The sequence below is a fragment of the Streptomyces sp. NPDC088246 genome (assembly GCF_044741025.1).
GTDB lineage: Bacteria > Actinomycetota > Actinomycetes > Streptomycetales > Streptomycetaceae > Streptomyces.
In genome coordinates this window covers 1-19,599 of sequence record NZ_JBIURV010000025.1, presented here as the reverse complement: position 1 = coordinate 19,599, position 19,599 = coordinate 1, and the positions used below count along the sequence as shown (strand labels likewise).

General features: G+C 71.3%; 22 protein-coding genes. 10 read left to right on the top strand and 12 right to left on the bottom strand.

Annotation, left to right across the window (positions count from 1 at the left end):
• Positions 1 to 171: 171 nt before the first annotated feature.
• From ACIPEK_RS29905 to ACIPEK_RS29890, 4 genes are all read right to left on the bottom strand, one after another.
• Positions 172 to 1,434, bottom strand: a complete 1,263-nt coding sequence (locus ACIPEK_RS29905) for a mannosyltransferase family protein (RefSeq protein WP_402002237.1) — start codon at positions 1,432 to 1,434, stop codon at positions 172 to 174.
• A gap of 78 nt (positions 1,435 to 1,512) precedes the next feature.
• On the bottom strand, positions 1,513 to 1,890 hold the full coding sequence (locus ACIPEK_RS29900) for a hypothetical protein (RefSeq protein WP_402002235.1): 378 nt from the start codon (positions 1,888 to 1,890) through the stop codon (positions 1,513 to 1,515).
• Entirely contained in the window at positions 1,883 to 2,380 is a 498-nt protein-coding gene (locus ACIPEK_RS29895) for a SigE family RNA polymerase sigma factor (RefSeq protein WP_402002232.1), read from the bottom strand. Before ACIPEK_RS29895 ends, ACIPEK_RS29900 begins: the two co-directional genes overlap by 8 nt.
• A gap of 472 nt (positions 2,381 to 2,852) precedes the next feature.
• Positions 2,853 to 3,413, bottom strand: coding sequence for an NAD(P)H-dependent oxidoreductase (locus ACIPEK_RS29890; RefSeq protein ID WP_402002229.1), 561 nt, complete (start codon positions 3,411 to 3,413; stop codon positions 2,853 to 2,855).
• A 114-nt stretch (positions 3,414 to 3,527) separates the two neighbouring features.
• Here ACIPEK_RS29890 and ACIPEK_RS29885 point away from each other — a divergent pair, with 114 nt between their 5' ends.
• Positions 3,528 to 4,181, top strand: coding sequence for a TetR/AcrR family transcriptional regulator (locus ACIPEK_RS29885; RefSeq protein WP_402002226.1), 654 nt, complete (start codon positions 3,528 to 3,530; stop codon positions 4,179 to 4,181).
• A 25-nt stretch (positions 4,182 to 4,206) separates the two neighbouring features.
• Here the strand turns inward: ACIPEK_RS29885 and ACIPEK_RS29880 are convergent, their stop codons facing one another.
• The 3 genes from ACIPEK_RS29880 to ACIPEK_RS29870 are packed head-to-tail and all read right to left on the bottom strand — an operon-like array spanning position 4,207 to position 6,843.
• Complete coding sequence (locus ACIPEK_RS29880; RefSeq protein ID WP_402002479.1) at positions 4,207 to 4,929, bottom strand: FAD:protein FMN transferase; 723 nt, start codon at positions 4,927 to 4,929, stop codon at positions 4,207 to 4,209.
• A gap of 34 nt (positions 4,930 to 4,963) precedes the next feature.
• A complete protein-coding gene (locus tag ACIPEK_RS29875) occupies positions 4,964 to 5,404 on the bottom strand; it encodes an FMN-binding protein (protein WP_402002223.1) in 441 nt (146 codons plus the stop codon).
• A 23-nt stretch (positions 5,405 to 5,427) separates the two neighbouring features.
• Positions 5,428 to 6,843 carry a ferric reductase-like transmembrane domain-containing protein gene (locus tag ACIPEK_RS29870; protein WP_402002220.1) on the bottom strand — a complete coding sequence of 472 codons (1,416 nt, stop codon included), beginning with the start codon at positions 6,841 to 6,843 and terminating at the stop codon, positions 5,428 to 5,430.
• A gap of 221 nt (positions 6,844 to 7,064) precedes the next feature.
• On the opposite strand from ACIPEK_RS29870, the gene ACIPEK_RS29865 reads away from it, so the two are divergent.
• Positions 7,065 to 7,799 carry a response regulator transcription factor gene (locus tag ACIPEK_RS29865; protein WP_383066932.1) on the top strand — a complete coding sequence of 245 codons (735 nt, stop codon included), beginning with the start codon at positions 7,065 to 7,067 and terminating at the stop codon, positions 7,797 to 7,799.
• Entirely contained in the window at positions 7,796 to 9,220 is a 1,425-nt protein-coding gene (locus ACIPEK_RS29860; protein WP_402002215.1) for a sensor histidine kinase, read from the top strand. The genes ACIPEK_RS29865 and ACIPEK_RS29860 overlap by 4 nt, the downstream gene beginning before the upstream one ends.
• A 273-nt stretch (positions 9,221 to 9,493) precedes the next feature.
• Here ACIPEK_RS29860 and ACIPEK_RS29855 read toward each other — a convergent pair whose 3' ends face one another.
• Together ACIPEK_RS29855 and ACIPEK_RS29850 are read right to left on the bottom strand one after the other, a co-directional pair.
• Positions 9,494 to 11,938: a glycoside hydrolase family 65 protein gene (locus ACIPEK_RS29855; RefSeq protein WP_402002212.1), complete on the bottom strand. Its 2,445-nt coding sequence runs from the start codon at positions 11,936 to 11,938 to the stop codon at positions 9,494 to 9,496.
• Complete coding sequence (locus ACIPEK_RS29850; protein WP_402002209.1) at positions 11,938 to 12,696, bottom strand: HAD family hydrolase; 759 nt, start codon at positions 12,694 to 12,696, stop codon at positions 11,938 to 11,940. Before ACIPEK_RS29850 ends, ACIPEK_RS29855 begins: the two co-directional genes overlap by 1 nt.
• 195 nt (positions 12,697 to 12,891) lie before the next feature.
• Here ACIPEK_RS29850 and ACIPEK_RS29845 point away from each other — a divergent pair, with 195 nt between their 5' ends.
• Both ACIPEK_RS29845 and ACIPEK_RS29840 read left to right on the top strand, forming a co-directional pair.
• A complete protein-coding gene (locus tag ACIPEK_RS29845; RefSeq protein ID WP_402002206.1) occupies positions 12,892 to 13,353 on the top strand; it encodes a cyclic nucleotide-binding domain-containing protein in 462 nt (153 codons plus the stop codon).
• Between the two features lie 271 nt (positions 13,354 to 13,624).
• Positions 13,625 to 14,518, top strand: coding sequence for a universal stress protein (locus tag ACIPEK_RS29840; RefSeq protein ID WP_402002203.1), 894 nt, complete (start codon positions 13,625 to 13,627; stop codon positions 14,516 to 14,518).
• 123 nt (positions 14,519 to 14,641) lie between these two features.
• Here the strand turns inward: ACIPEK_RS29840 and ACIPEK_RS29835 are convergent, their stop codons facing one another.
• Positions 14,642 to 14,932, bottom strand: coding sequence for a hypothetical protein (locus tag ACIPEK_RS29835; RefSeq protein ID WP_402002200.1), 291 nt, complete (start codon positions 14,930 to 14,932; stop codon positions 14,642 to 14,644).
• 165 nt (positions 14,933 to 15,097) lie between these two features.
• On the opposite strand from ACIPEK_RS29835, the gene ACIPEK_RS29830 reads away from it, so the two are divergent.
• Together ACIPEK_RS29830 and ACIPEK_RS29825 are read left to right on the top strand one after the other, a co-directional pair.
• Positions 15,098 to 16,258 (top strand): hypothetical protein, encoded by a 1,161-nt coding sequence (locus ACIPEK_RS29830; protein WP_402002197.1) that lies wholly within the window; start codon positions 15,098 to 15,100, stop codon positions 16,256 to 16,258.
• 147 nt (positions 16,259 to 16,405) lie between these two features.
• Complete coding sequence (locus ACIPEK_RS29825) at positions 16,406 to 16,723, top strand: hypothetical protein (RefSeq protein ID WP_402002194.1); 318 nt, start codon at positions 16,406 to 16,408, stop codon at positions 16,721 to 16,723.
• 22 nt (positions 16,724 to 16,745) lie between these two features.
• On the opposite strand, the gene ACIPEK_RS29820 is transcribed toward ACIPEK_RS29825, so the two are convergent.
• Positions 16,746 to 16,958 (bottom strand): hypothetical protein, encoded by a 213-nt coding sequence (locus ACIPEK_RS29820; RefSeq protein ID WP_402002191.1) that lies wholly within the window; start codon positions 16,956 to 16,958, stop codon positions 16,746 to 16,748.
• Positions 16,959 to 17,141: 183 nt separating this feature from the next.
• Here ACIPEK_RS29820 and ACIPEK_RS29815 point away from each other — a divergent pair, with 183 nt between their 5' ends.
• Both ACIPEK_RS29815 and ACIPEK_RS29810 read left to right on the top strand, forming a co-directional pair.
• Positions 17,142 to 17,954 (top strand): DUF6597 domain-containing transcriptional factor, encoded by an 813-nt coding sequence (locus tag ACIPEK_RS29815; RefSeq protein ID WP_402002188.1) that lies wholly within the window; start codon positions 17,142 to 17,144, stop codon positions 17,952 to 17,954.
• Between the two features lie 69 nt (positions 17,955 to 18,023).
• The gene (locus ACIPEK_RS29810) at positions 18,024 to 18,569 is read left to right on the top strand and encodes a GNAT family N-acetyltransferase (protein ID WP_402002185.1); all 546 of its coding nucleotides are present in this window, start codon (positions 18,024 to 18,026) and stop codon (positions 18,567 to 18,569) included.
• A 44-nt stretch (positions 18,570 to 18,613) separates the two neighbouring features.
• On the opposite strand, the gene ACIPEK_RS29805 is transcribed toward ACIPEK_RS29810, so the two are convergent.
• Positions 18,614 to 19,051, bottom strand: coding sequence for a GNAT family N-acetyltransferase (locus ACIPEK_RS29805; protein ID WP_383066912.1), 438 nt, complete (start codon positions 19,049 to 19,051; stop codon positions 18,614 to 18,616).
• A 165-nt stretch (positions 19,052 to 19,216) separates the two neighbouring features.
• On the opposite strand from ACIPEK_RS29805, the gene ACIPEK_RS29800 reads away from it, so the two are divergent.
• A partial coding sequence (locus tag ACIPEK_RS29800) for a DUF4277 domain-containing protein (RefSeq protein WP_402002181.1) occupies positions 19,217 to 19,599 on the top strand: 383 nt, incomplete at its 3' end.

The following is a 19,599-nucleotide window of genomic DNA, read 5'->3' as shown; positions in this document are numbered from 1 at the left end:
AAACGGCGCGGAAGCGACTCGCTCCCGCCAAAGCAGCCCACGATCGGACCACCCGCACCGCAGGCCGGGCCCGGGGACCGGTCCGGCGTCACTTCCGCGGTGCCGGCCGGAGTGCTGAACGCCCGGGCCCGGCCGATCGATTCGGCGTCACCGCTGCTTCCGCGGTGTGGGTCAGCCGGCCCACCGTCCGGAGAGGAAGGTGACGGCGAAGACGGTCATCAAAGGTGCTGCGATGACGAGGTAGGCGGTCTTGACGCGGGCGTTTCGCAGGCTCCAGGCAGCGAGGCCGGTCCACAGGGGCCACCACAGGAGGGTCGCGCGGGGGATGGAGGTGTACCAGTAGGAAGTGCCCAGGGCCCACAGGCTGAGGCCGATGTACACGGCTTCCGGCCAGCGTCGCTGCCGGATCAGCAGGCCGCACAGGCCGATGCCGACCAGCATGGTGAGGAGTTCGGCCTGGCTCATCAGGGCGTACCCGGTGCTCTGGGAGTGCCCGAAGGCGGCGTGCCAGGTGTTCTGCCAGGCGTCCCAGGGGGCGTGGAAGTCGCGGTACCAGCCGCGTTCCTCGGCGTGTTTCCAGGCCATCCAGTCGCCGGTGTGCGTCTGCAGGTACCAGCTGTAGAGAAACGGCGGGAGGGCGGGCAGGGTCAGCCAGGGCAGACGTCGCCAGTGGGCGGGGGTGCGGGCGGTGACCAGGAAGTGGACCGCGACAGCCGCGGCGAGGAAGAGGCCGCTGACACGGACGGTGGTGGCCAGGCACGTCAGGACGGCCGCGAGCGGCCAGTTGAGGCGCTGGGCGGCCAGCCAGGCCGGCAGGGCCAGGGCGAGGAAGAGCGCTTCGGTGTAGCCGGCGGCCAGGAAGACCGCGCACGGGGAGAGCAGGAAGAACAGGGCCGCGCGCTGGCCCGCGTCGTCCTGTGGCAGGTGCAGCCGGGCGATCCGGGCCAGGGCCAGCACGGCCACGCCTCCGGCAACGAGGGAGATCAGCGCACCGGCCGCGGGCCAGCTCGGAATGACGGTGTGAACAGCCCGCAGTACGAAGGGGAAGCCGGGGAAGAAGGCTTCCCTGTTGTCCCAGCCGGATATCCAGGGGCCGGACTGGCCCGGGAAGTAGCCGTCCTGGGCTATGTGCAGGTAGTGCCACCAGTCCCACCGCTGCCACGGTGAGAAGAACGAGGCGGCGTGGTGGGCCTGGCGGTCGTCGGCGAACAGCCAGCGGGTGCAGTAGGCAATGATCCAGATGCCCGCGCGGGTCAGCAGGTACAGCCACAGCACCTCGCGGTCGGCGGGCTCGAGCCGGAGCAACAGCCGCCGGAGAAACAGCCGGCCGAAGGATGTCGTGCCCGGTGACGGCGTATCGCGGGGCGGCCCGGGAGCGGTCCTGGTCCGGGCGGGCGGACACTCACGCTGCCGATGGGTGGGTGAAAGGCTCACAACAGAATCTCCTGGGGCGAATGTGCGCGTGCCGAACGGCCCCGGGCAGGCGTCACCCGGGGCACGGGAGGCGGAAGGTCAGCGGGGCGGGTCGCTCTGGCTGTGGGTAGGGGTGGCCGGTGCCCCGGATGCGCTCCGGCCGGGGGAGGGGTTCCGCATCGGCGGCGGGCTGGTGCGGGGCGAGGAGGGCAGGGAGGACACGGGAGAGGGCCGGGGGGTGGAAGGGGTGGTGGCCGGGACGGTGGTGCCGGTGCTGTCGGGCAGGAGTGCCGCCACGGCCGCGCCCGTGCCGGAGAAGACCAGACAGACTCCGACAGCCAGCGCAAGGATCCGGCGTCTGCGCACTTGCTCCGCACGCTCGGTGATGAAGGAGAGCGGAGCGGAACGGGTGCGGGACTGGCCGGTGGCGGCAGCCTCCTTGAACAGGGACCGCAGCGGGTCTTGGGATTCAGACACAGGGCCCCTCCTCGGTACGCGGATCCTGCAGACGATGCGAGAGCGTGGCCCGGCCCCGGGCCAGATGCGTCTTGACGGTGCTGGCCGCCAGACCGGTCTCCGCGGCGATCTGCTCGACAGTCAGATCGCATACGTAGTGCAAGGCCAGCGTGCGGCGCTGTTTGGGCGGCAGATCCCGCAGCACTTCCACCAAGGCCACCGACTCCGGACCGGGAGCCTCCATATGGGGCGGGGCACCACTGCGCTGCCAGGCATCCGCCATACGGCGCCGTCCGCGCCACCGGCTCACCGCCAGTCGCCAGGCGACCTTACGGATCCACGCCTCGGGCTGCCCGTCACGGTCGAGCTGACGCCGTCGGCTCCAGCCCTTGACGAAAGCTTCCTGCACCACGTCCTGCGCCTCGTGCTGGTCGCCGAGCATCACAAACAACTGCCCCGTCAGCCGGGCGGCCGTCTGCGCATAGAACTCTTCGAACTCCTCGACGGTCAACAATCAGCTCCTGGATCTCCTCGGTCTCACCGGGCATACGCCCGGCACCCCGCATCCGGACGACACCGAAACCGAAATGATCAGCGTGACGGTCATCACACAGACCTGACGGTCCGGGGCACCGGATTGCGGTTCACTCAGCCCGCTCTCACAAATGATCGCCTGTGAGCGTTCCGCGAAGACCCCGGGACCCGCCCCGTTTCCGCAGGTGAGCGCATGCAGAAGTCCCCCGGAATCCGCGCGCTGCGCGATTCCGGGGGACTGTCGCCATGGATTCGAGGCCCTGGAAGCCCCTCCACACACGGCAGATACCAAAGGGCCGTCGCAACACACGAGTGTCGCGACGACCCTTTGGTGAGCCGGGAAAGTCCAGGGCTTTTGCCTCCGCGTCGGTCCGCACGGCGGTGACGGTGACGCCCCGACCGGCGCTGCCGGTCTTCGTCGGCGCCTCGACGAGGCGCACGCGAGTGGGTCAGGCAGCCGCGGAAGCGGCCTGCGAGGTCACCTGCTGGATGACCTCGGTGAGCGCGGTGACGACCTCGGCGTCGTCGGCGGGGTGGGTGTCGGCGAAGCGCGTCACGGAGCCCGGGATGGACAGCTTGACGTCCTCCAGGACCACACCGCCCGCGATCCCGGCGGACTTGCGGGCGTCGTCCTGCGCCCATACGCCGCCGTACTGGCCGAAGGCGGTGCCGACCACGGCGACCGGCTTGCCGGAGATGGCGCCGGCACCGTACGGGCGGGACAGCCAGTCGATGGCGTTCTTCAGGACGGCCGGCATGGTGCCGTTGTACTCGGGCGAGAACAGCAGGAACGCGTCGGCCCGGCCCGCCGCCTCGCGCAGCCGGGCGGCAGCGGCCGGGACGCTTCCCTCGACGTCGACGTCCTCGTTGTAGAAGGGCACGTCGGCCAGGCCCTCGTACAGCTCGATGCCGGCACCCGCGGGGGCGTGCTTGGCGGCGGCTTCGGCGAGCTGGCGGTTGTGCGAGCCGGCGCGGAGGCTGCCGACGAGCGCGAGGATGCGTACAGACATGGAGAACTCCCGGAAGGCGGAATCTGCGGAACAAGCGGACCGTGGTCCGTTGAAAGTTGTACCACTTAAGCGGACTGCGGTCCACTTATGTCTTCCGGGCGCTACTCTGAGCCCATGACCGGTCACGTTCCCCCGCCGCTCAGGCCGCCCGACCCCGGCGAGGCGCGGACGAGCCTCCCGCTCGCCCCGACCGGCGAGCCGCCGCAGCTACGGGCGGACGCGGCGCGCAATCGCACGCGCCTGCTGGACGCCGCTTCCCGGCTTCTGACCGAGTGCGGAGCAGCGAACCTGACCATGGAATCGGTGGCCGCCGCCGCAGGGGTGGGCAAAGGCACCGTCTTCCGGCGCTTCGGCGACCGGGCCGGACTCCTGCTCGCGCTCCTGGACCATCGGGAGGAGCAACTCCAGGCCGCCTTCCTCTCGGGTCCGCCGCCCCTGGGCCCCGGCGCCCCCGCGGCGGAGCGTCTGCACGCCTTCGGGCCCGCCGTCCTGCGCCACGAACGCGATCAACACCCCCTGATCCTGGCCAGCCGGACGGACCCGCTGCGCAACTACACCGTCCCGGCCCACCATCTGCGGCTCAGCCACATCACGATGCTGCTGCGTCGGGCGGACGTGGCCGGCGACCCGGAACTGCTCGCACACACCCTGCTCGGATCCATCGACACCGCCCTGGTCCACCACCTCACCGAGGAGCGCGGCATTGCGCTGGAGCGCCTGGAGGAAGGCTGGCACCACCTGGTCACGCGACTCGGGGCGACCCGGTAGCCGACGGGCGCAGCGAGGGCGTGCGTCAAGGCCGTCGGCGGCCGAAGCCGGGGGTGTGCCATTCCTGCCCGTCGGGTGTGATGGCCAGCGCCTCGTACCCGTCCAGCGATTCGAGCCAGGCGGGTGCCGCCGCGCCCATGGCGAACGCGGCTGTGGCGTAGGCGTCCGTCATGGTCAGCCGTGGGCCCGTCAAGGTGAGGGAGGCCAGGGCGCGAGCCGGCTCCCCGGTGTGCGGGTCGAGGATGTGGGCTCCGCGTTCGGCGGTGCCCGAGGTGGCGACGGCCAGGTCATGTCCGCTCACCACGGCGGCCAGTTCGCCGGGGCGCAGCGGGTGGGCGATACCGATGCGCCAGGGGGTGCCGGGGGATGCCTCGCCGCGCAGCCGGAGATCGCCTCCGGCGTTGACGCATGTGTTCCGTGCGCCCGCCTCGTACAGGACGTGTGAAGCGGCTTCGGCCGCCCAGCCCTTGACCAGGCCCGAGGGGTCGAGGGTGCCGCCCGGGGTGGTGCTGAACCAGCCGTCGCTGGTCCGAGTCGCTTCCGCGCAGAGCGCGAGGACGTCCTGGACCTCGGCCGGGCAGGCGTCGAGTCCGCACTCGCCCCGGCCGAGCCTGCTGATGACGCTGTCGGGACGGTAGGTCGAGAACACCTCGTCGACGTGGTGCAGCCCGCGCACGGCCTCGTCCAGGGCGTGGCGGATCGCCGTGGTGGGGCGTTGGCGGATGTCGAAGGAGAAGACGGTGCCCATCACATGCTCGGCATGGCGCAGGCCGTGTTCGGTGTCATGCACCGGACTTGTCCAGCGCGCTCTGGAGGGACTGCATGTATCCCTGACTGGTGTAGCTGGCACCGGACACGGAGTCGATGTGCGCGCTCTGGGCGCCGAGGGCCTCCTGGGTCAGGCGGGGCATTGCGTAGGCGGCGAGCTGCTGGTCCCGGCCGTTCTCGTCCGGTGCCTGGAGTACGCGTACGGCGGTGAGCTTTCCCCGTACGAGGGTGGCGGAGACCTGCACCGTCCCGTACTGCGTGTCGACGGGATCGCCGGTGAAAGTGCCGGATGCGGTGTGGGTGCCCGGCGGAGCGCTCGCCGCGGTGTGCGGGGACGTCGTGACGGCGGGCCGGGTCGGTCCTTCGGCCGTGCCGGGCACCTGGTGGGGCTTGAGCGACAGCAGCACCACGATCAGCCCACTGGTACCGACGGTGACGAGGACGGCTCGACGCATGGTGGTTCTCCTCCGGGTGCTCATCAGAACGCGAATGACTCGTGGTGGATCCGGCGACGCGGCACCCCGGCGCCGCGCAGTGCGCGTACCGCCGCATCGGTCATGCCGGGCGGACCGCAGAGGTAGACGTCGTGCTCGGCCAGGTCCGGGACGAGCCCGCTCAGTGCGTGCGGGGTCAGCAGGTGGACCGGCGGGACGGCATCCGGAGCGGGGTACGCGCCCGGGTGGGGAGCGGTCGGCGCGGGGTGGCCGTCGACGACGTAGTGGAGGCGCGTCGTGGGGCGGGCGGCGGCGATCGCGTCGAGCTCCGCGCGCAGGGCGAGGTCCTCGGTCCGCCGGGCCCGGTAGATGAGCGTCACCTGTCCGGGCAACGTCTCGAACAGGGCCCGCAGTGGAGTGATGCCGACGCCACCGGCGAGCAGCAGAACCTTGGGGGCGGTGCGGCGGTCCGCGGTGAGGCCGCCGTACGGACCCTCGGCCCAGACCCGGGTGCCGGGGGCGAGGTGGGCGAGGGCCTCGCTGTGGGATCCGTCGGCCTTCACGGTGATCCGCAGATGGCGGGGGTGCGGCGGTGCGGACAGCGAGTAGGGGTTGGCGGTCCACCACAGTCCGCGGGTGAGGAAGCGCCAGCGGAAGAACTGGCCCGGCCGGGCTCCCAGTTCGTCCAGGTACCGGCCTGCGAGATGGACCGAGACGACACCGGGGGCCTCGGTGCGGACGGCGGACACCGTCAGCCGGTGACGCAGTCCATGGCGTACGGGGACGGCGAACCGGTACCACACGATGAGGGCGGCGGCCCCCAGGTAGAGGGCGTACCAGGCGAGCTGCGCGGGACGGTCGGCGACGAAGTCCGCTCCGTTGGACAGCTGGTGGCCGAAGGCGAGGAAGACCGCCAGATAGGTGGCGAAATGCAGGTAGTGCCAGGTCTCGTAGCTCATTCTGCGGCGGGCGGCCCGCGCCGAGACGATGCCCGTGACGACGAGGAGCAGAAAGCCCGCTGTTCCCTTGAGGAGGTCCGGATAGTGCAGGACCAGGAGCGTGGTCTGGTCCACCACGTTCGTACGGGAGGCGACGGCGTATCCCCAGATGATGAGCAGGGTGTGGGCGAGGATCAACGAGATGGTGCAGCGCCCGCCCAGCGCGTGCCAGCGAGCCAGCCGGTCGGTTCCGATGCTGTGGTCCAGCAGCGGGACACGGGCCATGAGGGCCAGCAGGACGGCGCACGCGTACCCGGCCAGGAGGCCGGCGATGCGCCCGGCGCCGGTCAGCCAGCCGGTCACGCCGACGACGGCCGTGGTGTCGCTCCACCACAGGGCCAGGACGGCCGCGGCACCCGCCCAGATCAGTCCGGGGACGAGAAAGGGGACGACGCTGCGCGGGGGTCGCCGGTGGCTCGGGCCGCGGCTCGCGTACCTGGTGGTCAGGGGTGTGCCGGCCATGGCGCTCCTCGGGAAGATCCGCTTGTGCGGTGGACTTCGCCAGACTCGCAGCGCATCCTCTGCGTACCTTCTGAACCGGACGCCGTACCTTCTGAAACCGGACGCCCGCCCTGAACCAGACGCCCGCCCTTGTCCCGGCCGGTTACCGGCAGGGATTCAGAGGGAACTCAGAGGGTTCCGGCGGGCCGCCGCGCTCCGGGCCGGGGGATGCTGGACAGACCATGAGCAACCACCGCACGCAGCCGTCCCTGCACCGGCCCGACGGGGAACCGGTGCGGGTCCTCGTCGTCGATGACGAACCCGACCTGACCGAGGTGCTGGCCGGAGCCCTGACCGGCGAGGGCTGGCAGGTCCGTACGGCCACGGACGGCGCCTCCGCCGTCGCCGCGGCCCGGGTCTTCCGGCCGGACGCCGTCGTACTGGACCGGATGCTGCCCGACATGGACGGCCTGCGGGTGCTGCGGGAGCTGCGCCGCGAGGCGCGGGAGGTGTGTGTGCTGTTCCTGACGGCCCGCGACGCGGTGGAGGACCGTATCGCGGGCATCACGGCAGGCGGCGACGACTACGTGACCAAGCCGTTCAGCCTGGAAGAAGTGCTGGCCCGGCTGCGCGGGCTGCTGCGCCGGGCGGGAATGGCGAGCGGATCGGGCGGGAACGGGCTGACCGTGGGCGAGCTCACCATGGATGAGGAGGCCAGGGAGGTCAGACGCGGGGGCGACATCGTGGAGTTGTCCCGTACCGAATTCGAGCTCCTGCGGTTCCTGATGCGCAATCCGCGCCGGGTGCTTTCCAAGGAGCAGATCCTCGACCGGGTCTGGGCCTACGACTTCGGAGGCCGTGCCCACGTCGTCGAGCTCTACATCAGCTACCTGCGCAAGAAGATCGACGCGGGCCGCGCCCCCATGATCCATACGGTGCGGGGTATGGGGTACGTCCTGAAGCCGGGCCCCTCATGAGGCGGCCCGTGCCGCACACCCTGCGGGGACAGCTCACCGCCGGGCTCGTCCTGCTGCTCGCCGTCGCCTGTCTCGCCGTCGGCATCACGACCGCCCTGGCGCTCGAAGGCTTCCTGGTGAGCCGTCTGGACCAGCAGCTCACCGCGTCCGGCGGCCGCTTCGCGGCCAGTCTGGAGCACGAGGCCAGGCCGGACGCCGACAACCGCCCCGACACCCGCGGACAGTCGGAGCACACGTTGGGTGCCCGGCTGCTGAACGGGACGATCACCCAGGCGGCCGTGGTCGACGAGGCGGCCGACCGCCCCGTGCCGCTGACGGCCGAGGACAGGCGCGCCCTGGCCGCCGTCCCGGTCGACGCCGACGGCCACAGCATCCGGCTCTCCGTGCTCGGTGCCTACCGGGTCACCGCGGTGACCGGTGATGATCACGACGTCCTGATCACCGGACTGCCGCTGCACCCCGTGGAAGAGACCGTGCACCGGCTCGAAGTGGTCGAGGCGATCGTGTTCGGCACCGCTCTGCTGGCCACCGGCGTCACAGGAGCCCTGTGGGTGAGGATCTCGCTGCGTCCCCTGCACCGGGTCACCGCGCAGGCCGCGAACGTGGCCGGGCTGCCGCTCGCCAGCGGCGAGGTCGCCATGCCCGGGCCGCTGCCCGTCACCGATCCGCGCACCGAGGTCGGGCAGGTCGCCACCGCTCTCAACCGCATGCTCGGACACGTCGGGGACGCGCTCACCCGACGCCAGGCGAGCGAGGAACGGCTGCGGCACTTCGCCGCGGATGCCAGCCACGAACTGCGCACCCCCGTCGCCAATATCCGCGGCCACGCCGAACTCGCCCTGCGCCACCACGGCCCCGTACCCCCCGAGGTCGTGCGCGCCCTGGAGCGGATCGAGGCGGAGTCCCGGCGGATGAGCGGCCTCGTGGACGACCTGCTGCTCCTCGCCCGGCTCGACGCGGGGCGACCCCTGGACCACGAACCCGTCGACCTGACGCTGCTCGTCCTCGACGCGACGGAGGACGCCCGGGCCGCAGGCCCCGGCCACCGCTGGCTGCTCGACCTCCCCGAAGAGCCCGTGACCGTCACCGGTGACGCGCACCGCCTCCACCAGGCGATCGGCAACCTCCTCACCAACGCCCGCACCCACACTCCCGACGGCACCGAGGTGACCGTGAGGCTCCGCGCCGAGCACACCGCCGCCCGTCTGACCGTGACCGACAACGGGCCGGGCATCCCCGGAGAACTCCAGCCGGAGGTCTTCGGCCGCTTCGTCCGCGCGGACCACAGCCGCTCCCGGAGAACCGGCAGTACCGGCCTCGGCCTGTCGATCGTCCACGCCGTGGTCACCGCGCACGGCGGCACCATCGAGGTCGACAGCCGTCCCGGGCACACATCCTTCGAGATGACACTCCCCCACTGACCGGTTCGGGGCCGGCCGTTCACTCCGACGGCACAACGGCCACCGGCGCCGGGCAGTGGTGCAGGACGGCGTGGGCCATATGCCGGATGCGGGGTGGTCCGGGCCGGCGCGGGTTCGCCCGACGGCCCATGACCACGAGTCCGGCCCCGGCTCCGGCCTCCGGCAGAGGACGTGCGGGCCGCCCGGTCCCGGGTTCCTCGACCACGACGACGGCCGGGTGGCGCTCGCACCACGGTGCCGGCACGGACCGCATCGTCTCCGCGCCCCGGGCGGTCAGTGGCCGGGCGGGGCAGCGCCGTGCCGGACCGGGGGCAGATCGAGCCATCGGGCCGTACCGGGTGCGATCACATGGGTGTGGCCTCCCAGGACCACCCGGACGGCCGAGTGGTGCGAGTCCGGTACGGCGATCCGCAGGCGCTGGGCACGGATGCGCAGGTCCACGTCCCAGTGCCGGCGGAATCTGATGCGTACCCCGAGTTTCGAGAGCTGGGGCAGCGTGGCCGGCGCGAGCCACAGTGCGTCGTCGCGGGTCTCCAGCCCCGTCATCCCGCGCTGTACGAAGTCGAGGGTGCCCGCCATCGCCCCCAGATGGATGCCTTCCTCGGTGGTGCCGCCCTGGATGTCGGCCACGTCCCCGGTCAGTGCCTCCTCGCAGTACTCCCACGCCGCCTCGCGGCGTACGCGGGCCAGCACCCAGGCATGGACCAGGGAGCTGAGCGTGGAGCCGTGGCTCGTACGGGCGAGGTAGTAGTCGACGGTGGCGCGCCAGGTGTCGTCGTCCAGCACATGCCCGAGCTGCCGGAAGAGGCCGGCGAGTTCCTCCGGCGAGAAGAGGTAGCCGAGCATCAGCACATCGGCCTGTTTGGACGCCTGGTAACGATTGACGGTGTCGCCCTCCGCCTCCAGGATCCGGTCCAGCCGCCGGATATCCCCGTACCGCCTCCGGTACCCCTCCCAGTCGAGCTCGGTCAGCTCCCCGTAACCGGCGAACTGACTGATGACACCCCGGTGATACGGCACATGCAGCCGGTGGGAGATGTCCTCCCAGCGTTCCGGTTCATCGGGATCGAGCCGGAACCGGTCGAGGAGCTGCCGGCGTCGTGTCCCGGACAGGGCGCGGTACAGCTCCGTCGAACGGGACAGGACCCAGGCCGCTGTCACGTTCGTGTACGTGTTGTCGTCGAGGCCTGCCGCCTCGGTGTCCGGATAGGCGTCGTGGTACTCGTCGGGTCCGACGACGCCGCGGATGCGATACCGGGCCAGGGACGCGTCCCATTCGGCGCTGTCCGCCCAGAACCTGGCGATCTGCAGCAGCATTTCCGCGCCCTTGGAGTGCAGGTACTCCGTGTCCCCGGCGGCCTGGCAGTACTGCCAGACGTTGTACGCGACGGCCGAGCCGACATGGTGCTGCAGCCGGGAGCGGTCGGGAAGCCAGCGCCCCGAGCGCGGGTTGAGATGGAGTTCCTGGGTCTCCTCACGTCCGTTGTCGGCGCTCTGCCAGGGGTACATCGCCCCGGCCCTGCCCTCCTCACTCGCCGCTTGGCAGGCTGCGGGCAGCCGCCTGTGGCGGTAGTCGAGAAGTCCTCGGGAGACTTCCGGGAGATGCAGATTCAGGAACGGCAGTACGAACAGCTCGTCCCAGAAGACATGGCCCCGGTACGCCTCACCGTGCAGCCCTCTCGCCGGTACCCCCACATCGAGTCCGGCGGTGTGCGGGGAGAGCGTCTGCAGTACGTGGAAGAGGTGCAGCCGGAGAATGCGACCCGCTTCGCCCGGGACCTCCAGCTGGACCTGCTGCCACAGATCGGCCCAGGCCCGCTGGTGCGAGGAGAGCAGATGCGAGAAGTCCGGGGCCCTTCGCACCTCGGCCACGGCTGCCCGCAGCGGGCTGCCGATCGCCAGGTCGCGCGAGGTGTACAACGCCACCGTCTTGTCGACGACGGCGTCGGAGTCCGGGCTCAGCGGGAGCATCAGCCGTTGGAAGACCGCCTTCGCCGTGTGCCGGGAACTCGGGCCGACCCGCTGTTCCTTCCCCTCACCGCCGCACCCGGCCAGTGTGCGGGCCGCCAGCGCGATGCCGATGTCCGACTCCACCGTGCGGCACCTCAGCGACACCGCACCGTCCTCCTCCGTCGCGGTCACCCAGCCGGTCAGGTGCCGGTTCGACAGATCCCGGTACCGCGCGACGCCGGAGTTGCGGACGTCGCCGTCGATCCCCGCCTCCACCTCGATCGCGCCCGCCCATTCCTCCGCCCGGAACACCGTGTGCAGGGCGGCGAGATGCGGATCACCCATGTGCACCAGGCGGCACTGCTCCACATGCAGCCGCCGGCCCGCCCCGTCCTCGTAGACGGACCGGCGGGTCAGCGTGCCCCCGCGCAGATCGAGTGACTGGCGGTGTTCCACGATGTGCTCGTGATCCGGGAAGAGCCACGGTCCCGGGGCGGTACCGGCGGGGTGGATGCGGTAGCGCAGCGGCAGCCAGTTCGGCAGGTTGACCAGGTCCTCGTTCTCCACCCGGCGGCCCCGGACCGAGGAGGCCAGCCGGTTGTAGCAGCCCGCCGCATAGGTGCCGGGGTAGTGCGACCGGCCCTCGGACGTCTCGGACGCGGCTCCGCGGGTGGCGAAGTACCCGTTGCCGAGTGTGCACAGCGCCTCGCGCAGCCGTTCCTCCTGCGGGTCGTACCCCTCGTACGACCAGGTCCAGGCGCGCGCCATCAGTCGTCCCCGGCCGTCAGCAGGTCCCCCGGATCGGGCACCACGATGTCGGCACCGTGGCGGCGCAGCTCGGCGGCGGAGGCGGGGGTGCCCGTACGGTCCACGCCGACCACGAGTCCGAAGCCGCCGCGGCGCCCGGCCTCGACCCCGGCCAGCGCATCCTCCACCACGGCGGTGTCCCGGGCCGGGGTCCGCAGACGCCTCGCCGCTTCGACGAAGAGCGAGGGGTCCGGCTTCCCGGGCAGCCGCAGCCGACGCGCCTCGTTTCCGTCGACCACGGCATCGAACCGGTCGATGAGGCCGGCCCGCGCCAGCAGTTCCGTCGCGTGCCGGGACGCGGAGACGGCGGCACAGGGCACCCGCTCACGGCGCAGCACGCCGAGGAGACGGACCGTGCCGGGCCAGACGTCGACCGGGTCGGTGCGCAGGCTCTGCGTGAACAGCTCGTCCTTGCGGGCGGCGATCGCCCATACCGTCGCGGTTCCCGGTGGGTCGTCGGGGCTGCCTTCGGGAAGGTCCAGTCCCCTCGATGCCAGGAAGGCCGCCGCACCGTCCTTCCGCGACCGGCCGTCGACGTGGCGCAGATAGTCGTCGGCGTCGAACGGCCGCTGCCCCTGGACGGCCGACAGACAGGCGTCGAACGCCTTCTTCCAGGCTGCGGCGTGTCTCCGGGCGGAGTCGGTGATCACTCCGTCGGTGTCGAAGACCACGGCCCGCACGGAGCGCAGGCACGGTGCCAGGGACGGTGCGGCTGCCATGACCGGGGCGGTCCCTTCGTCAGGGGCTCCTCTTCATGGCACCACGGTTCCGGCGCACGGGCGCGTCGTGGACTCCGTACGGCATCGCGGCCGAGCGTCCCCCCGAAACCGCGCATATCGTTCACAACAGGCAGCCGCGTCCGGGCACGCGCGGCCGCCGCAGCCCCCAGGAACCCGCCACGGACGGAGGATTCCATGTCAACGACCAGGAGTCTGCTGGACGCGATCCCGCCCGACGGCCGGACACGCCTGCTCGACGAGGCGGCCCGCGAAGTGCCTCTGGCCCTGGACGAACGCCTCTTCGAAGAAGGCAGACGGGCCGACCACTTCTGGATCATCCGCTCCGGACAGGTCGAGGTCGACATCCGTGTGCCCGGCCGTCGTGCGGCGGTCATCGAGACACTGGGCCAGGACGATCTGCTGGGCTGGTCCTGGCTGTTCACCCCGCACGTGTGGCACATGGGCGCACACGTGATCAGGGCAGGACAGGCCGTGGAATTCGATGCAGCTGCCGTCCGCTCGTTGTGCGAGGCCGACGCGAAGCTGGGCCGGGCGGTGTACAAGTACGTCGCCGAGACGGTGGCGGAACGCCTGTACGGAACACGGAAAAGGCTGCTGCAGCTGTACGGTCCCCGGGGCGCGTCCCTTGAGGACTGAAACGTTGCGAGGCGTGGGACCTTCCGAGGCGGGGGACCTTCCGAGGCGGGGGACCGTTCGGACGCGGAACCCTCCGCGGCGCGGCCGAGGGAGACACGCGCAGATGATCATCCGCCTGGGATACGGGCCGAGCGGGCCGCGTACTCCACGACGTCCCCTCGACGAAGTACTGACGATCGAACCGTAGGAACATCCGGGCTCACGCCCGGACATGCGCCCGAGCAATTCGCCCGAGCCCGCGGTGAACCGAGCACGAAAGGCGGTGGGAGCGATGCAGCTCCCCGTAGTCGTCGGAGTGGACGGATCGGAGGGCAGTCTCCGCGCCCTGGACTGGGCAGCGGCGGAAGCGGCACGCTCACGGCGCCCCCTGCGCGTCGTCCACGCGTCACTGTGGGAGCGCTACGAAGGTACGCGCTCCCCCTCCGACACCGAGCGTCCCACCGAACAGGTCCTCGCCGAGCGTCTCGTCGCCGACGCCCAGGAACGCGCGCAACGGCTCGGCCCCGGGGTGCGCGTGGTGACGTCCGTGGAGCCCGAGGACCCGGTGGCCACGCTTGTCAGGGAGAGCCACGAGGCAGCCCTGGTCGTCCTCGGCTCCCGCGGCCGGGGCCGGATCGCCGGGATGCTCCTGGGGTCCGTCAGCCTCGCGCTCGCGGGCCGGTCCCACTGCCCGGTCGTGGTGGTCCAGTCAACGGCGCCGAGCACCCCGCCGAAGCCGGGCCGCGTCGTCGTCGGGATCGGCAGCGCCGCAGGACCCTCGGCAGCCGCCGCCTTCGCACTCGACCAGGCGGCGACGCGCCACGGCGAGCTGATCGCCGTACGGGCCTGGCGCTCCCCCGCCCACGTGGCCATGAGCCATCCGCTCCTCGCGGGCTCCCCGGCCTCCGTACACCACCAACAGGCCGAGGAACACCTCGAAGAGGTACTGGCGGCGCTGGACCGGACCGGTTCCTCCGACGTCACCATCCACAGGTCGGTGGTGCAGGGACCGGCGCACCAGGAACTGATCGAAGCCGCCGCAGGTGCCGAACTGCTGGTCGTCGGCGCCCGGCGGACCGGCGGGTGGCACGGCTTCCATCTGGGCCCGGTGAACCACGCGATGCTGCACTACGCGCCCTGCCCGGTCGCCGTCGTCCCCGATGCCTACCTTTCGTCCCGCGCCTGAGACGTACCGGACCTGACGCCGGTCGGGAAAGCGCTGCGGTCAGCAGCCGCCGGAGCCGGCAGCGGGGACACCGATACCGATCGAAGCAGTCGAACCGACTGCCACCCGGCCGCCCCCGCCGGTTCACGGCCCCGACGGGTCGCCGGTACTCGGCTCTTCCGCGCTCGGCGTGGGGTAGGTGTCAGGGACGTACGTCGAAGCCGGCCAGGGCTCGTACGCCGGCACGGTGCTCAACGGCGTGGGTTCGGGGCCCGCGAAGGGGCCCACGCGCTCCTGCATGAGGATCAGGATCACCACGGCCAGGAGCAGGGTGATCAGGATCAGCGCGAGGCCGATGGGGTTGCGGGGGTTGTAGACGTAGCGGCTCGTCCCCCACTTGCTCCGTATGAAGACTGGCTCATCGTCACGGTCCACAAACCGGATACTACGTCGAACACTTGAGCAGTCGAGGAGTTCGGGCACGGCGTGACCGACCTCATGTGCGCGAGCGACTGTCGGTCCCCGGCCGTACGGTTCTCCTCGTACCGATGCACTCATGTACGAGTCGATGTACTCATGTACGAGGGGGAGGGCCGACCCATGGCCAAGGCTGCCGCCGCACGTCTTGTCACCACGCTCGCCGCACCGCTGGACCGTAAGCAGGACGGTGCGGACGCCCCGCACCTTTTGCGGTGGCCCGCGCATCAGGAGGACATGCGGCCCGTATCCGGCGACGCGCAGCCCGCCCCCGGCCGGCGTCTGCTCCTCCAGCGCAGCGACACCGAGCTGGTCGCCGTCGACCCGGACACCGAGGGCGCCCCGGCGATCCGTTTCCCCGCGCCCTGGCCCCGCCGCTTCGGTACCTGCACGGTGGCGCCGAGCGGTGATCTCGCGGTCTTCGCCGGGGTGCACGCGCTGCGCGCGGTGGACCCGACGGGCGCGGTGCGCTGGGAGGTCCGGCACGGCTGCTGGGACGGCAGCTGCCGCACGCTCCACATGGCGTACGAGGAGTATGCGACCGACCGTTCGCATCTGTACGCGGACAGCGGCTCGGCCGTGTTCTCGGCGGACGGGACACTGGTGTGGGCCCACATCCGCGGGCCCGTCGCGGAAGCCGGACCCGACCCGGAGGCGCTGGACGAGTGGCTGGTCATCGACGCCGCCGACGGGCAGGTGCTCGGCCGGGCGGACGCGGAGACCGTCGCCGCGGGCTCGGATCATGTCCCGCACCCTGACCCCTCCCGGATGGGGCTGAGTGTCGGCGAGGGCCAGGACGGGGTACCGATGCTGTGGGGCCGGTGGGACGGCGAGAGGCTCTCCGTCGAGCGTTTCTGCGACGACGAGCGGGTCCTGATGGCGGTGAGCCCTTCGGGCGAGCGCTTTCTGACGGTGACTCATTACGAGGAGACACTCGGTGTGCACCGGGTCGACGACGGTTCCGTACTGTCCGAACTCGACACCGAGGACGCCATTCCCCGCCACCCCGAGGCCGATCTCGACGACAAGGACGCCGACGAGACGCTCTGGGACTACGAGTGCGGCTTCCTCGACGAGGAGACCGTCATCGCCGGTACGTCGGAGAGGGACGAGGAGTACGGCGAGGAGCGCCACTGGCTGGTGAGCACGGACGCTGCGCAGATGCGGGTGGCGGCGCAGATCACGTACCCCTTCCCGATATCGGGCGGAGTCACGGCCCTCGGCGACGGCACCTGGTACACGGTGTCGGAGGCGGGCGACGCCGTGCATGTGTGGAGCCGGTAGGCCGGGCCGGTGGCGTCGGCCCAAGGCTGCCGCCCCCAATCACCCGCATTCGGCCATTCATTGGCCGAAGAATGATCTTCAGCTGATCTGCCGATCCTGCCGATCCAGAAGACATCTACGTTGTTCCGCGCCGTGAGGAGGCCTGCCATGGACGACACTCTGCCGGCCCTGTCCATCCCCGTGCTGGTCTTCGCCGGCGGTATCTACGCGGCGTGCGAGAGCTGGTGGCGGCGTCGGCACCCCGCGCCGCCGTCCCCGTACACGCATCAGGCGGCGCGGCTGGCCGAGCGCGCGATGCTGGTGGACGCCGAGGACATCGTCGACGGCGTCTGCACGAGGCTGGGCGGCCTCTACGACAGCCCGAGTTCGCCGGACACGCACCCTCCGGCCCCCGGCGTCACGCGCCGGGAGGCCGCCGGCCCGGATCCCGGCCGGTCAGCGCCAGCACCTGCTCGACGGGGCTAGCCCCGTCCGGTACGGGATGGGGCTAGCCGGACACCTTCGCCTCCCGGGCCATCGGCGCCATGGTGGCCGGTCCGGGACCGATCCCGCTCAGCACGGACTCGTCCGGAACGAACTCCTGGCCGGTGGCACGGGCCGGATCCCGGGCATGAACGGTCAGACCGCCCAGCACCATGTTCCCGGCGGTCCTGGCCGGGAGCCCCATGGACCCCGCGGTCCCCTCGTCGGCGCGGGGCACGGCGTGGGATCTCCCAGGCTGTTGTCATCGATCCCGAGCGTCACGGGGACGGCCCGCCCGGCGGCCGCTTCCAGCAACTCGCCGATCTTCTCCGTGCATCGCCCCCGCATGCCGGAGCTGACCGGCGCCTGATGAAACGCGACACTGCCCCCACGGAGTTCCGCGCGTCATAGGATCGCCGCCATGGCAGGTCCTCGACGCGACACCCGCGGCATCGTCGACGCCCCCGGACTCTTCGCGCAGGTACGTTTCCGCCGCCGCGAGCCCGCCCCTGTACTGCGGCCGTACCTGGAGCACTACTGGTTCATCGACTGGGATCTGCCGAAGCCGTACGCCTCCCATCTGGTGCCGCACCCGTCCGTGAATCTGGTCTTCCAGCGGTACGGGACCGGTGAGGACCACGGTGCCGGGTTCGCAGAGGTCTCGGGCATCGGTCTGAAGCTCTTCACGCAGAAGCTGGAGGGCCGGGGGCGGGTCTGCGGGGTGCAGTTCCGGCCCGGCGGATTCCGCCCGTTCGCACCGGACCGGCCGGTATCGGAGTGGACGGGGCGGCGGCTCCCCGCGGGCGAGGTGTTCGCCCCGCCCGCCCCGCCGTCGGCCGTGCTGGACCCGGCGGACGAGGACGCGCGGGTGGCGGCACTCGACGCGTATCTGCTGGGGCTCGGACCGGAACCGGACCCGCAGGCCGACCGTGCGATGGCCCTGGTCGACCTGGTACGCACTGACCGCACGGTGCGCCGCGTCGACGAGCTCGCCCGCGTCGAAGGGCTGTCGTCGCGCTCGCTCCAGCGGCTCTTCGCCGCGTATGTCGGCGTCGGCCCCAAGTGGGTCATCCTCCGCTACCGCATCCACGAGGCGCTGGAGCGGGCCGAGTCGGACCCGGAGGTGGACTGGGCGGCACTCGCCGCGGAGCTCGGTTACAGCGACCAGGCCCACCTGATCAGAGACTTCACGGCCACGCTCGGTGTCCCGCCGACGGCGTTCGCCCCACACTGATTGCCGGAGGGCCCCCTCCGATTGCCCGAGCCCCATCCGGCTGTCAGTGCCGCGTCCTACAGTTTCGGCATGGAACGCACCGCTTCATCATCCGTACGGATCGAGCCCTGGTCGGACGAGGACCTGGAGCTGCTCCGCCGTGCCAACGCACCTGAGCTGATGGACCATCTGGGCGGCCCCGAGACGGAGGAGCAGCTCATAGCGCGTCACGAGCGCTACGTGGCGATGAGCGCGGACCGGACGGGCGGAGGCAGGATGTTCCGCATCGCCCTGGCCGACAGGGGCGAGGCCGTGGGCACGATCGGTTTCTGGGAGCGGACCTGGCAGGGCCGGGAGGTGTACGAGGCGGGGTGGGCCGTCCTCCCCGGATACCAGGGCCTGGGCATCGCGACGGCCGCCACGACAGCCGTCGCCGAACAGGCCCGCGCCGAGCACAAGCACCGCTATCTGCACGCCTATCCGTCCGTCGGCAACGGCGCGTCGAACGCGGTGTGCCGCAAGGCCGGCTTCGCCCTGATCGGCAAGTGCGACTTCGAGTACCCGCCCGGCAATGTGCTGCTGACGAACGACTGGCAGCTGGACCTCACCCCGGACGCCCAGGGCGCTGGACGCTGAACCTCGGCCCACGCTCAGGCCCACGCCGGGCCCGGGCCTTGAGCTCAGTCCAGATCAAGGACCTTGTCGAAGTTGAACGCGACGATGCTCAGCCGCTCCCGCAGATAGAAGCGGTGGGCGTCGGTGCGCTGGGTGCCCGAGTCCAGGCTGAGGTGCAGACAGCCGGCCTCCCTGGCCCGCCCGTCGAGATGCCCGAGGAGCCGGCGGCCGACGCCGGTGGAACGAGCACCTTCGGCGGTGACCAGGTCGTCCACATACAGCGTCCGGATCTGGCTGGTGTTGTCGACGATGCGCCAGCCGGCCGCGCCCACGCAGGCGCCCTCGTCGTCGTAGGCGGCGCTGAACCGCAGCCCCTGTGCGTGCCCCTTCTCGTACACCTCCCGGAAGAGGTCCTCGGTGAGATGCGGGCGGAGTTCGCGCAGGACGGGAAGCAGGTCGGCGGCCAGTCGGGCATCGCCGGGTTCGAGGTCGAGGATCTTCATGCGGGAACTCTAGGCCCGGACTTCGCGGGTCGTTGATTCGTATGGCGTGACCGTTCCGGGGGTGTCCCGGGCCGGTGTTGTGGCGTTGGGTGGGGTGTGTCGAAGTCTTCCCGGTCCCCGCGGCCACGGCCCCAGCGTCAGCGCTTCGAAGTAGCGGTGACGTCCGTGGTGGAGAAGCGTCTGGGCGCTCTGCCTGTCGTTTCCGAGTTCACTCGTCGGCTGGATCTGGCCGGGGTCGTCGATGCGGTGTGTCCAGGTGGCGCGAGCGCGCTGGTGACGCACGGGCAGGTGATCGAGGCGCTGGTGGCCAACCGGCTGACCGCGCCCGCACCGTTGGTGCGGGTCGGGGACTGGGCCCGCACCTGGGCGGTGGAGGAGGTCTTCGGGATCGAGGCGGGCCTGCTCAACGACGACCGTCTCGCGCGGGCGCTGGACGCGATCGCCCCGCACCTGGAGCACATCACCGGGACGGTTGGGGCGCGGGCGATCGCCGAGTTCGGCATCGACGTGTCCCGTCTGCACTGGGACATGACCAGCATGTCCGTGCA

Excerpts from the sequence above, each read along its gene's own strand:
- ACIPEK_RS29815 (WP_402002188.1), top strand. The coding sequence starts at position 17,142 with ATGGCAGGTCCTCGACGCGACACCCGCGGCATCGTCGACGCCCCCGGA.
- ACIPEK_RS29880 (WP_402002479.1), bottom strand. The coding sequence starts at position 4,929 with ATGGGCACCGTCTTCTCCTTCGACATCCGCCAACGCCCCACCACGGCG.
- ACIPEK_RS29865 (WP_383066932.1), top strand. The coding sequence starts at position 7,065 with ATGAGCAACCACCGCACGCAGCCGTCCCTGCACCGGCCCGACGGGGAA.
- ACIPEK_RS29885 (WP_402002226.1), top strand. The coding sequence starts at position 3,528 with ATGACCGGTCACGTTCCCCCGCCGCTCAGGCCGCCCGACCCCGGCGAG.
- ACIPEK_RS29840 (WP_402002203.1), top strand. The coding sequence starts at position 13,625 with ATGCAGCTCCCCGTAGTCGTCGGAGTGGACGGATCGGAGGGCAGTCTC.
- ACIPEK_RS29850 (WP_402002209.1), bottom strand. The coding sequence starts at position 12,696 with ATGGCAGCCGCACCGTCCCTGGCACCGTGCCTGCGCTCCGTGCGGGCC.
- ACIPEK_RS29825 (WP_402002194.1), top strand. The coding sequence starts at position 16,406 with ATGGACGACACTCTGCCGGCCCTGTCCATCCCCGTGCTGGTCTTCGCC.
- ACIPEK_RS29855 (WP_402002212.1), bottom strand. The coding sequence starts at position 11,938 with ATGGCGCGCGCCTGGACCTGGTCGTACGAGGGGTACGACCCGCAGGAG.
- ACIPEK_RS29890 (WP_402002229.1), bottom strand. The coding sequence starts at position 3,413 with ATGTCTGTACGCATCCTCGCGCTCGTCGGCAGCCTCCGCGCCGGCTCG.
- ACIPEK_RS29860 (WP_402002215.1), top strand. The coding sequence starts at position 7,796 with ATGAGGCGGCCCGTGCCGCACACCCTGCGGGGACAGCTCACCGCCGGG.
- ACIPEK_RS29845 (WP_402002206.1), top strand. The coding sequence starts at position 12,892 with ATGTCAACGACCAGGAGTCTGCTGGACGCGATCCCGCCCGACGGCCGG.
- ACIPEK_RS29830 (WP_402002197.1), top strand. The coding sequence starts at position 15,098 with ATGGCCAAGGCTGCCGCCGCACGTCTTGTCACCACGCTCGCCGCACCG.
- ACIPEK_RS29805 (WP_383066912.1), bottom strand. The coding sequence starts at position 19,051 with ATGAAGATCCTCGACCTCGAACCCGGCGATGCCCGACTGGCCGCCGAC.
- ACIPEK_RS29875 (WP_402002223.1), bottom strand. The coding sequence starts at position 5,404 with ATGCGTCGAGCCGTCCTCGTCACCGTCGGTACCAGTGGGCTGATCGTG.
- ACIPEK_RS29870 (WP_402002220.1), bottom strand. The coding sequence starts at position 6,843 with ATGGCCGGCACACCCCTGACCACCAGGTACGCGAGCCGCGGCCCGAGC.
- ACIPEK_RS29810 (WP_402002185.1), top strand. The coding sequence starts at position 18,024 with ATGGAACGCACCGCTTCATCATCCGTACGGATCGAGCCCTGGTCGGAC.